The sequence below is a fragment of the Rathayibacter sp. PhB151 genome, from assembly GCF_004366415.1.
GTDB lineage: Bacteria > Actinomycetota > Actinomycetes > Actinomycetales > Microbacteriaceae > Rathayibacter > Rathayibacter festucae.
In genome coordinates, this window is the sequence record NZ_SOEN01000012.1 from 58,851 (window position 1) to 70,548 (window position 11,698).

Consider the following 11,698-nt stretch of genomic DNA (forward strand, 5'->3'; position numbering starts at 1 on the left):
GACGGGCCCGCTCCCGTTGCGGGGCGGGTCCGTCTTTTCCTTCACCGAACGAATGAACGAAGGGCACGCTGATGACCCTCGCGTCGCTATTCACGCGTCTCCCGGACGCGCCGCCGTCCCTGGACAGCTTCCTCACCCTCTCCGCCAGCGCGTTCCCGGCCTGGGGCCTATTCGGCATCCTGCTGTCGGGCGTGTACATCATCGGGGTCGCGCGGCTCTGGTGGACGCGGCGGCGGTGGCCGTGGTGGCGGGCGGGAAGCTTTCTCCTCGGGTGCGCGATCCTCGTGATCACGATGGCCAGCGGTCTGGAGGACTACGGCCGGGAGATGTTCTCGATCTTCATGTTCCAGCAGCTGACGTTGATGATGGCCATTCCACCGCTGCTCGTGCTCGGCTCTCCGGGCACCCTCCTGCTGCGCGCGACACCGCATCGATGGCCGGGACGCGTCGTGCTGCTCACCGCTCTCGCGCTGCTGCGTGCGCGCACGTCACGGCTGCTGCTTCATCCAGGGTTCACCATTCCGCTGTTCCTGCTGCTGTTCTACGGGCTGTACTTCAGTGACCTCGACGAGCTCCTGCTGGACAGTGCTGCCGGTCATCTCGGGTTGGAGGTGCTGTTCTTAGCAGCCGGTGTCGTGTTCGCGGTTCCGCTGCTGTCGGCGGATCCGCTGCCGGTGCGTCAGACGCATCTGGGGCGCATGTTCGACCTGTTCGCGGAGATGCCGTTGCACGCGTTCTTCGGGGTCATCGTCATGATGTCCGCGAGCGCGTTCGTCGCCGCGTTCCAGGCTCCGGCGTCGTGGGGCGTGGATCCGATCGCGGACCAGCAGATCGCGGGCGCGCTCGCGTGGTCCTACGGGGAACTGCCGAGCCTGCTGATCGTGCTGCTGCTGCTCGTGCGGTGGCAGCGGGATGACACTCGGGCCGCTCGAGCGGCGGATCGCGCCGGAGATGAGAACGGCACCCCAGACCTGGATGCGTACAACGAGTACCTGCAGGGCTTGAATCGGCGGGCAGGTGCCCCTCAATCACCACCCGACGTGCGCTGACGCCGTGACGAGGCGGGCCGTCGGATGCCACTCAGAGTGAGGACGGCGGCCGTCAGGACAGGTGCGAGGACGCTGAGGGTGATACCGCCTGCGAGAGCGGTACGCAGGGACATCGCTGGAGTGACGGCGGCGACCAGGGGCACTGTGTCGGTGAAGGCTCCGGGGGTGAACGCCGGGATCCGGGCCCCCGTGGAACCGTCGGGGAGGATCGTCTGGCTCTGCCCGACGGTGGAGACGTTGACGATCGTCCTGCCGGTCTCGATCGCGCGCACGCGAGCGATCGCGAGTTGCTGCGCGGACTCGTCGGTGCGCCCGAAATCGGCGTTGTTGGTCTGCGCGAAGATGACCTGCGCGCCTCCGGCGATCATCTCGTCGAAGAGACGGTCATCGACGATGTCGAAACACAGCGACACTCCGGCGATGGTGCCGGCGACCGCGACCGCCGGTGAGAGCGCACCGATCTCGTAGTCCCGCTGCACCAGGCCGATCAGATCCGGTGCCAGACGCGACCAGAACGCGCGGTCTGGGACGTACTCCCCGAACGGCACCGGATGCTTCTTGTCATAGAGACCAGCGGCTCCATCCGGTGTCCAGACGAGGGAGCTGTTGTAGTAGCGGCCCTCGCGGGTGGTGATAGATCCGACGATCACCGGCGCTTGAAGCTCGGCAGCGAGCTCGGAGAGTCGCCGGGCGGTCGCCGGTGAAGTGAGAGGGTCCTCGTCCATGCTGTTCTCCGGCCACAGCACAACGTCCGCGACCCCCGCCGTTCGCGGGGTGGCGTTGATCTGCGCGTCGAGCAGCTCACCCGGATCTCGGGCATCGAAGTAACCGGCGGGCCCCGCCCCCTGCACGGCCGTGACGCGCAGCTGCCCGGACGGCACTGCCTCCCACACGGGCACCGCCACCAGCGCGGCCCCGACTGCTGTCGCCGCCAGAGCAAGGACCGCCGGCCGGTCCGGGAGCCACTGCTGCAGCTGCAACAGGAACACGATGCACGCGACGACAACGAAACTGAAGCCGCTCACCCCGACCCAGGCAATCACGGGAGCGAGCGGACTCTCCGACTGCGAGTACGCCAGCCTGCCCCACGCGAACCCTCCGTACGGCCACGACCCGGCAACGACCTCCCGACCCACCCATACGCCGGCGACACCTACGGGGAGCAGGATCAGCCGCCCCAGCCGGGTCGGCCAGAATCGTTCGATCAGAGACCACAGTCCCGAGATCGCGCCCGCGCCCACCGCGAAGAACGCGGCTTCGAGGAGCGAGAGCGCCAGCCACGGGACAGGGCCGAGGTACTCCGACGTCCAGGCGACGTGGGTGAGGTAGAACACGGTTCCCGTGACCGCACCGAGCACCGCTCCCGCCCGAATCGTCCGGCCGCGCAAGAGCGTCATCAACACGGCCACACCGAGCAGGGTCGCCGGCCACACGCTCACACCCGGGAAGCCCACATCCAACAGCACGCCCGCGAGAGCAGCCCTCACCAGATCCAGGGCACGACTCGACCGGGCCGGCGCGCGAAGCGGCACGCTCACTCGAACCGGCACACTCAGGGACAGGCGGGCGCTCACTCAGCAGCCGGCGGCTCACCGCCGACGCTCGCAGTTCTCGGCGTCGTCCGGCGCACGAGGAAGAGGACGACGATCGCGAGCACCACGAAGAATCCCAGCGCGATGCCCACCAGCACGAACGCCGGGATGGGGGCGACGTAGGGGGCGAACAGAGACTCCGGCGCGGCTGAGACCGTCGCGGTGTTCGCGCAGGCCGGCGGCTGAGCGACGCCAGTCCTCGCCGCGGTCTCAGCGGGGCGCTCGTACGTGAAGCCGTACTCCGCGGTCGAGACGTGCCCGTCCTCGGTGACGATCTTCGCCGCCACGAGGTACCGGCCGCTCTCGCCCAGAGCGATGCCGGTGGTCACGGACTCGTTGTTCACATCGGCGCAGCCGTTGGAGTAGAACAGGTTGTCGTCTTCTCGCACCACCTGCACGAGTGAGACGTTGTTGGTCGGGTCGGAACCGACCTCATGCCCGAAGGTGAGCGTGACTTCCGACGGTGCCACGGTGACTGTCGCGTCCGCGGAGGGACTGCTGGATTGAACTCCCGTGTGAGCCGCTGCAGGCGCAGCCGGAAGTAGCACGGCGAACGCAGCAACGGCAGCCAGGACGACGCCGAACAGGACGGGGCGACCCCGTCGGGTGGGGGCGGAGAGCGGCATCAAGTCGTCCTGTTCCGTGTAGCGGGGCTCTCCAAGGCGGAGACGCGGGAAGGAGCGCAGTCTGCGACCCGTCCGCTGATGATCTTCGATCCCTAACCTCGTAGCCACCAACAGCTGATCTTGATACGCTACGTCGAAATTTGCCTGCCTACACCGCAGGCTTCTTCGACGCTATCGGGAAGATGCCATCGTGACGAACCTGCAACCAGACGCTTCGCGCGCTGGTGTGCAGCGAACCCTCACGCTGCTCTTCCTCGTCGTCCTGACCGCGCTCGCGCTGCTCCTCGGGCACCCTCTCGAGCGATTGCACGATGCTGTCCCGGCTGACACGGTCGCGGCGTCGACGATCACCACCACGGTCGGTGATCAGCAAGTCCTGACATCCGGCGGGGTTGACCTCACCGAGGCGGCGACGCTCGGGGGTATCGCTGAGCTGTGCGCCCTGCTTGCGGTGGTCTGTGCCGTCATCGTCATCGTCATCGCCCTCGCCGCTCGTGCGCGGCCCGGGCGCGGGGCTCCAGCCAGCTTGGCGCCCCCCACGCCGACATGGACGCTGTTCACCACGGCTGCCCGCGTGCGGCCGAGTCTTTCTGCGAGCTGCGTTCCTCTTCGGCTGTAGGCCGTCGCTGCTGACCTGATCTCCGCATCGGTCGGCGCGTTCGTGCGCGCCCCCTGAACGGAGCCAGGTCCCCCGCGACCGACCTCTCGCCGACCCTGGACGTGCAATGCCCCTCTCTGCCTCCGTTCCCCCGCCCACCCCCGGAACCCGCCGCGCCGCTCTCGCGCTCGAACACCGAACTCGCTCGCTCCGTCGCCGACCGGCCCGTCCGACGCCGCGACCTCAACCGATCTCCCGCCGAGTGCTTCCCGCCGCGGCCGCGTTCTCGGCGATCGCGCTCGCCACCGTCATGGCCCTCCCGGGCACGCTGCTGCCCGCCTCCAGTGCGGCCGCCTCGCAGACCCCGGGAGTCGCCGCCGCGGTCAGCGCGCAAGCCTTTGTCGCCTCCGACCTGCCTGACAGCATCGTCATCCGCGACAACTTCACTGCCGCCGCTGCACCCGCACGCATCGTCGAGGTCACCACCGAGACGACCGGCGCCGTGGGCCCCCTCGCCGCAACTGACGACAATTCGGAAGCAGCGACCGAGACCGGGTCCACGGCGACCGAGCTCTCCAGCGGCTCCGTGCGTTGGCCCTTCCCTGTCGGCGTGCGCATCTCCGATGACTACGGCCCTCGAGTGGCGCCGTGCAGCGGCTGCTCCACCTTCCACAAAGGCCTGGACATGATCCCCGGCGCCGGCACCCCGATCAGCGCCGTCGCCGACGGCGTGGTCCGTGAGACCGGCGAGACCGACACCGGATTCGGCAACTACGCCGTCATCGACCACGTCGTCGACGGCGAACTCGTGAGCACCCTCTACGCCCACATGGAGTGGGGATCCCTCACCGTCTCCGAAGGGCAACCCGTGAAGGCCGGTCAGCGTCTGGGCGCTGTCGGATCCACTGGTCAGAGCACCGGACCCCACCTGCACCTGGAGGTGTGGGCGGGCGGCACCGACCCCATCGACCCCTACGCCTGGCTCTCGAACAATGCGGGATAGAACCGCACCGCGACTCACCAACAAGTGCAAGACTGTTCATATGTTCATTCATGCAGCTATTGAGGGTGGTGCTCGTGGGATCTGATCACGCTCACGGGTCCGCCGTGTCCGCCGCCGGCAAGCACCGTCGGCCCCTCGTCATCGCGTTCTGCCTCACGGCGGCGTACATGGTGGTCGAGTTCGTCGTCGGGTTCTCCGTCAACTCGCTCGCGCTCATCTCCGACGCCGCCCACATGGGCACCGACGTCCTCGGGCTCGGGATGGCGCTGGCGGCGATCACGCTCGCCTCCCGCCCCGCGACCTCGCAGCGCACCTACGGCTTCTACCGGCTGGAGGTCCTCGCGGCGTTGGCGAACGGGATCCTGCTGTTCGCGGTCGCCGGGTACGTGATCTTCGAGGCTGTGCAGCGCTTCTCCGAACCGCCCTCGGTTCCGGGAGCGCCGCTGCTGATCACCGCGGTGATCGGGCTGATCATCAACCTGATCAGCTTCCGGCTGCTGATGGCGGGATCGAAGGAGAGCCTGAACCTCAAGGGCGCCTACCTCGAAGTGATGGGCGACCTGCTCGGATCCGTCGGCGTGATCGTCGCCGCGATCATCCTGCTCACCACGGGCTGGCCGTACGCGGACCCGATCATCGGTGTCGGCATCGGACTGTTCATCCTGCCCCGCACCTGGAACCTCACCCGCCAGGCGCTGCGGATCCTGATGGAGTCCGCTCCCGACGACGTCGACATGCCCGCCATTCAGCGCGACGTCCTCGCTGTGCCGGGCGTCGTCGCGCTGCACGATCTGCACGTGTGGACCATCACCTCCGGGATGGACAGCGCGAGCGGGCACATCGTCCTCGAACGCGGCGCCGACTACGAGAAGGTCCTCGCCGGGGTCCTCGTCGTCCTCAAGGACACTCACCACATCGAGCACGTCACGATCCAGTGCGAGCCCGAAGAGTTCTCCGAGACCACGAACCTGATCTAGGCACCGATGAGCACCGACACCCCCGACTCCCCGCCCGCAGCGCCCGTCGCCGCGCTTCCCGTCGACGCGATGCCCTCGACCGCGATGATCGAGGATCTCGCCGACGTCTTCGGGCTCCTCGGCGATCCCGGACGTCTGCGGATCCTCATCACGCTGCTCCCCGGGCCGCGGACCGTCGGCGAGCTCGCGGAGCACAGCGGTCTCAGCCCCTCCGCGACCTCGCACGCGTTGCGGCTGCTGCGCTCGCACCGCGTCGTCGAGGTGCACCGCGAAGGCCGGAGCGCGTCGTACGCGATCGCTGATGAGCACGTGCGCGAGTTCCTCGAACGCGGGCTCGAGCACATCGGTCACACCGTCCTCGTGCACACCCTCCCCCGCACCTCCCACACCGAGACCGACGAGCGCTCCGGCACGGACTGCTCCCGCGAACCCTGACCCGAGCATCCCCTGCTCCACCGTTTCTGCCGACCTCCGGCCTGACAGAAAGCACCCCATGAAAACCAGCACCAAGGTCAACCTCATCGCGATCGGCGCCGTCGTCCTGATCGTCGCGGTCATCGCGGCGATCACGACGTTCCGCCCGTTCTCGCCCTCTCGCGAGGAGGTCGCCGCGTCGACCGCGGTGCTGGAGGAGAACACCCACCGTCTCGACGTCGCCGAGAACGGGGAGGTGACGTTGGTGGAGTTCCTCGACTTCGAATGCGAGGTCTGCGGGCAGGTGTACCCGACCATCGAGGAACTGCGGGAGGAGTACGCCGGCCGGGTCACGTTCGCGACCCGCTACTTCCCGATCCCCTCGCACCGCAATTCGAAGAACGCGGCGATCGCGGTCGAGGCCGCCGCGCAGCAGGACCGGTTCGAGGACATGTACGACCGGATGTTCCAGACGCAGGCCAGCTGGGGTGAGAGCCAGGACTCCAAGGCCGACGTGTTCCGCGGCTTTGCCGAGGAGCTCGGGCTGGACATGGCCCAGTTCGATGCCGACGTCGCCGACCCGGCCACCGCCGAGCGCGTCGATTTCGACTTCCGAGCCGGTCAGGACCTCGGCGTGCAGGGCACCCCCACCATCTTCGTCAACGACGAGGCGATCGATCTTCAACGACTCGGCGACATCAAGGCGGCCCTCGACGCCGCGCTCGCCTCGTGACCGGCGTCCCGCGACGCACCCTGCTCACCCTCCCGGTGGTCGCGGCCGTCGCGCTGGCCACGACCGGCTGCGCCCAGGATGAGCTGTCGGAGCAGTACCGGACCGGGTCGAACAAGAACTACGTCGCTGGTGACGGGACCGTCGTCGAGTGGCCGGCCGAGACGCGGGGCGAGCCGGTGGAGTTCACCGGGCTCAGCGAGACGGGCGAGACGATCACGGCCGAGGACTATCGCGGCACGGTCCTGGTCGTGAACTTCTGGTACGCCGCCTGCGCCCCCTGCCGCGCGGAAGCACCCGATCTGCAGGCCTTGTACGAGCAGTACACCGGGCAGGGTGCTGAGTTCCTCGGCGTCAACGTGCGCGACCAGGCCGACACCGCAGCCGCCTTCGCCCAGACGTACGGCATCACCTACCCCTCGATCGTCGACGTCGACGCGGGCGCGCAGCTCGCGTTCTCCGGGAAGTTCGCTGCGAACGCCGTCCCCACCACGATCGTCCTGGACGCGGAGGGGCGCCCCGCGTCCCGCATTCTCGGACGAGTCACCGCCCGCTCCATCCTCGACACCCTCATCGCGGACACGATCGCGGAGACGGCGCCGTGAATTGGAGCGAGACCGTCTTCGCCGGCCAGCTGCTGCTCGCGGCGCCCATCGCAATCCTCGCGGGACTGGTGTCCTTCGCGTCTCCGTGCGTGCTCCCCCTCGTTCCCGGCTACCTCGCCTACATCGGCGGGAACCCCGACCTCGCCACCGGAAGCCGCCGCCGGCTGCTGCTCGGGGTGGGACTGTTCATCGGCGGCTTCGCCGTCGTGTTCACCGCCTACGGCGCCGCGTTCGGTGCCCTGGGCACCTGGCTGCTGCAATGGCAGGACGTGATCACGCGGATCCTCGGCGCGTTCGTGATCCTCATGGGCATCGTGTTCATCGGCCAGATCCGCTTCCTGCAACGCACCATCAAGCCGCGATGGAAGCCCGCGACCGGGCTGCTCGGCGCGCCCCTTCTCGGCGTCGTCTTCGGCCTGGGCTGGACGCCCTGCTTCGGCCCCACCCTCGCCGCGATCTCCGCCCTCAGCCTCGACGGCGCCTCCGCCGGCCGCGGCGCCCTTCTCGGGCTGCTCTACTGCCTCGGCTTGGGGATCCCGTTCCTGCTCATCGCCCTCGGCTTCTCCTGGGCGAGCACCGCGACAGCGTTCCTCAAACGCCACATCCGCACCATCAACCTCCTCGGCGGAGCGCTGCTCATCCTCATCGGCGCCGCCATGCTCACAGGCCTGTGGACCGAGGGGATCTACCGCCTCCAAAACCTCATCAACGGCTTCGTCACCCCCATCTGACCCCGCACATGACGCACACACCCCGGACCTCCCCGAACGACGAGACGAGCCACCCCGCAGTGCCCAGCACACACCCCGCCCTCGACGAAGCGCCGCAGCGCCCCTCACGGACGACCCGCGTCGCGCTGATCCTCGGCGCGCCCCTCGCAGCCGGCGCCGCACTGCTCGCCCTCGCCGCGACCGGCGCCCTGGACCCCGACCGGCTCCTCATCGACCCCGGCGTCGTCGCGACCCGCGGCCTGCCCCTCGCCCGCGTCCTGCACGACCTCGCCGCAACGCTCACCATGGGCCTGCTCCTCGTCGCCCTTCTCCTGCCCCGCTCGAACCGTCCCGGGGACGCGGTCCGGGAGACGGCGATCCGGTGGGCGTCCTGGGCGGCCGCCGCCTGGGTCCTCTCCGCCGCCGCGGTCCTCGTGTTCACCGTCGCCAACGCGATCGGCGCCCCCGTCAGCTCCCCCACGTTCCCCGCGCAGCTGTGGTTCTACATCACCCAGCTCGAGCTCGGTCAGGTCCTGCTGCTCTCCCTCGCCGCCGCCGCGGCCGTGCACGTGATCACCCTGCTCACCCCCGACCGGGCGTGGAGTGTCGCTGCGTTCGCGCTCGCCCTGTTCGCTCTGCTCCCGCTCGCGTTGACCGGTCACGCGGCCGGCGCCGACGAGCACATCAACGCCGTGAACAGCCTCGCCGTGCACCTGATCGGGGTGACCCTGTGGGCTGGAGGCCTGCTCGCCGTCGTCCTCCTCGCCCGACACCTCGGCGCGGCTCTTCCCGACGTCGCCGAACGGTACTCGCGGGTCGCCGGGTTCGCGTTCGCCGCCGTCGCCCTCTCCGGGATCATCAACGCCTCCCTCCGCCTTTCCGACCCCACCGATCTCGCCACCCCCTACGGGACCCTGCTGATCATCAAGACCACCGCCCTGCTGGCACTCGGCGCTATCGGCGCGTGGCACCGCGCCCGCGTGCTGCCCGGCCTGCGAGTCGAGGACCGGCGTCGCCGGGCGTTCCTGCGCCTGGCCGCGGTGGAGCTGGTGATCATGGCCGCCACGATCGGCGTGTCCGTGGCCCTCTCCCTGTCCGAGACCCCGATCGGTGACGCGACGGTGAACGATCCCCGCCGTAACCTCCTCGGCTACCCCTACCCCGACCCGGTCACCGTCGCCCGCCTGTTCACCTCCTGGCACCTGGACTGGATCGGCCTCGCCGCCGCCGTGTCCGTGGCCTTCTGGTACCTGCGCACTCTCACGCGGCTGCGCCGCATCGGCCGCACTTGGCCTCTCCGGCGCACGATCGCCTGGTGCGCAGGCGTGCTGGTTCTGCTCTGGGCGACGAACGGTGGACCCGGCGTCTACGCCCAAGTGCACCTCAGCACCCTCCTCGGACAGCACCTGCTTCTCGCCGCCGTCGTCCCCGCGCTGCTCGTCGCCGGGAGACCGGTCGATCTTCATCGCGCGAACCGCGCTGCACACCCGCCGCCGTTCGCCCTCCCTCGTGCGTCACGCCGGTCCGGCGTTCTCGTGCAGGTGCTGCGGCGTCCCAGCGTCGCCGTGGTCCTGTTCTTCGCGAACCTCACCGCGTACTACGGCACCGACTGGCTGCAATGGTCGCTGTTCTTCTACCAGGGGCGTGCCGCGATCATCGCCACCAGCATCACCACCGGACTGCTGCTCGCCGCTGCCCTCTCCCGTCGTCCCGGACGCACCAGCGACGCCATCGAGCAACTGCTCGCCCTGCTCGCCACCGTGGCCGGATTCCTCCTCCTCGGCTGGACGCTGCGCGACACCGACAGCATCCTCGCGCCGTCGTGGTGGATCGCGATGCTCTACCCCGACGACGCCGTCCTCTTCGATCAGGGCCGCGCGGGCGCAGTCGCTCTCATCGCCGCGACCGTCACCGCCCTGACGACCAGCGCGCTCCTCAACCTCGCTCGACGACCCCGACGCACGACGGAGGCCTCCGCATGACCCGCCACCAGCACACCCCGCGCCGCAGGGTCCACCGCTTCGCGGTCTCCGCGGTCGCCCTCAGCGTCCTGCTGGCCGTTCTCGCTCCCGCTCCGGCGATGGCGGCGGAGTTTCCGAGCTGGGAGGACGTCGAAGCGGCTCGCTCCAGCGAGACCAGTAAGCAGGCGCAGATCGGGGAGATCACCGCGCTGCTCACCGAGCTCCGCTACAACGCCGACACCGCGCGCAGCGCCCAGGACGCGCGCGTCGCCGACTACGAGAAGGCGCAGGCGACTCTCGACGACGCCACCTACCGAGCCGACGAGCTCCAGGCGGACGCGGACGAGGCGACCGCCCTCGCGGAGCAGTCCCGGAAGCAGGCCGGTCAGCTCGCGTCTACCCTCTCCCGCGCCGGTGGCACGAATCTCACTCTCGCGCTGCTGACCAGTCCCGACAGCGGCAGCCTGCTCGATCAGCTCGCATCGATGACCAAGCTGACGGAGAAGACCGACGCGATCTACACGACCGCCCGCACCGACTCCAACACCGCCACCGCCCTCACCTCGCAGGCAAACATCGCCCGCGATGCTCTCGCGGACCTCGCGGTCGCCGCGGATGCCGCTCTCGCCGATGCGATCGCCGCGCGCGAGGCCGCCGACACGCGAGTGCAGGAACAGCAGGATTACGAGAGCACCCTCCGCAGCCAACTCGCCGTTCTCACCGAGAACCGCGCCGCGACCGAAGCCGACTACCAGACAGGCGAGGACGCGCGCCGCGCCGCGGAAGCAGCCCGAGCAGCCGCGGAAGCCGCCCGCATCGCCGCCCAGGTCGAAGCCGCCCGGATCGCCGAAGCTGCACGCGCCGCTGCGCCCGCCAGCAGCGCTCCGGCCGGAGGCACTGCGCCCGCAGGTGGCGGGGCGCCGGTCGCCGGCCCTTCTTCCCAGGGGTGGGTGAAGCCCGTCTCCGGCCGGATCAGCAGCCCCTTCGGACCCCGCCCGCAACAGCCCGTCGCCGGCGTGAACCCCTTCCACTACGCGACCGACATCGTCGCCAGCTGCGGAACCCCCGTCGCCGCCGCCTCTAGCGGCACCGTCTCCTACTCGGGCGCCTTCGGCAGCTACGGCAACTGGGTCCTCCTGGATCACGGCAACGGGATCCAGACCGGCTACGCCCACAACTCCACCCTCCTCGTCGACGCCGGCCAGACCGTCACCGCGGGCCAGATCATCGCCCTCGTCGGCACCACCGGAGCCTCCACCGGCTGCCACTCCCACTACGAAACCCGCACCGGCGGCGCCCGCGTGGACCCTGAACCGTTCATGCGAGCCCGCGGCGTCACCCTCGGATGATCGACTCCCGCACCAGCGCGGCCCACAGACGTTCACTGATGTCGCCCTTGCCGCGACGTCAGTGATCGCGGCTGCAGTGCCTGG

At 69.5% G+C, this 11,698-nt stretch carries 12 protein-coding genes; 10 read left to right on the forward strand and 2 right to left on the reverse strand.

The window, feature by feature from the left end:
- Nucleotides 1-71: 71 nt before the first annotated feature.
- Nucleotides 72-1,049, forward strand: a complete 978-nt coding sequence (locus tag EDF35_RS19180; protein WP_133963486.1) for a cytochrome c oxidase assembly protein — start codon at nt 72-74, stop codon at nt 1,047-1,049.
- On the opposite strand, the gene lnt is transcribed toward EDF35_RS19180, so the two are convergent.
- Nucleotides 1,025-2,623 carry an apolipoprotein N-acyltransferase gene (gene lnt, locus EDF35_RS19185; protein ID WP_133963487.1) on the reverse strand — a complete coding sequence of 533 codons (1,599 nt, stop codon included), beginning with the start codon at nt 2,621-2,623 and terminating at the stop codon, nt 1,025-1,027. The genes EDF35_RS19180 and lnt overlap by 25 nt on opposite strands.
- Complete coding sequence (locus EDF35_RS19190) at nt 2,620-3,267, reverse strand: copper resistance CopC family protein (RefSeq protein WP_082499391.1); 648 nt, start codon at nt 3,265-3,267, stop codon at nt 2,620-2,622. Before EDF35_RS19190 ends, lnt begins: the two co-directional genes overlap by 4 nt.
- Nucleotides 3,268-3,457: 190 nt before the next feature.
- On the opposite strand from EDF35_RS19190, the gene EDF35_RS19195 reads away from it, so the two are divergent.
- From EDF35_RS19195 to EDF35_RS19235, 9 genes are all read left to right on the forward strand, one after another.
- The gene (locus EDF35_RS19195) at nt 3,458-3,886 is read left to right on the forward strand and encodes a hypothetical protein (RefSeq protein WP_133963488.1); all 429 of its coding nucleotides are present in this window, start codon (nt 3,458-3,460) and stop codon (nt 3,884-3,886) included.
- A gap of 289 nt (nt 3,887-4,175) precedes the next feature.
- Nucleotides 4,176-4,868: a M23 family metallopeptidase gene (locus EDF35_RS19200; protein WP_166674175.1), complete on the forward strand. Its 693-nt coding sequence runs from the start codon at nt 4,176-4,178 to the stop codon at nt 4,866-4,868.
- A 74-nt stretch (nt 4,869-4,942) separates the two neighbouring features.
- The gene (locus tag EDF35_RS19205; protein ID WP_056045871.1) at nt 4,943-5,845 is read left to right on the forward strand and encodes a cation diffusion facilitator family transporter; all 903 of its coding nucleotides are present in this window, start codon (nt 4,943-4,945) and stop codon (nt 5,843-5,845) included.
- 6 nt (nt 5,846-5,851) lie between these two features.
- Nucleotides 5,852-6,280 (forward strand): metalloregulator ArsR/SmtB family transcription factor, encoded by a 429-nt coding sequence (locus tag EDF35_RS19210; protein WP_197409454.1) that lies wholly within the window; start codon nt 5,852-5,854, stop codon nt 6,278-6,280.
- Between the two features lie 58 nt (nt 6,281-6,338).
- Complete coding sequence (locus tag EDF35_RS19215; protein ID WP_133963490.1) at nt 6,339-6,992, forward strand: thioredoxin domain-containing protein; 654 nt, start codon at nt 6,339-6,341, stop codon at nt 6,990-6,992.
- Nucleotides 6,989-7,594, forward strand: coding sequence for a TlpA disulfide reductase family protein (locus tag EDF35_RS19220; RefSeq protein WP_133963491.1), 606 nt, complete (start codon nt 6,989-6,991; stop codon nt 7,592-7,594). Before EDF35_RS19215 ends, EDF35_RS19220 begins: the two co-directional genes overlap by 4 nt.
- Nucleotides 7,591-8,325, forward strand: a complete 735-nt coding sequence (locus EDF35_RS19225) for a cytochrome c biogenesis protein CcdA (protein WP_133963492.1) — start codon at nt 7,591-7,593, stop codon at nt 8,323-8,325. Before EDF35_RS19220 ends, EDF35_RS19225 begins: the two co-directional genes overlap by 4 nt.
- Nucleotides 8,326-8,384: 59 nt before the next feature.
- Nucleotides 8,385-10,286: a cytochrome c oxidase assembly protein gene (locus EDF35_RS19230; RefSeq protein ID WP_133963493.1), complete on the forward strand. Its 1,902-nt coding sequence runs from the start codon at nt 8,385-8,387 to the stop codon at nt 10,284-10,286.
- Complete coding sequence (locus EDF35_RS19235) at nt 10,283-11,614, forward strand: M23 family metallopeptidase (protein WP_133963494.1); 1,332 nt, start codon at nt 10,283-10,285, stop codon at nt 11,612-11,614. The genes EDF35_RS19230 and EDF35_RS19235 overlap by 4 nt, the downstream gene beginning before the upstream one ends.
- Nucleotides 11,615-11,698: the final 84 nt, after the last annotated feature.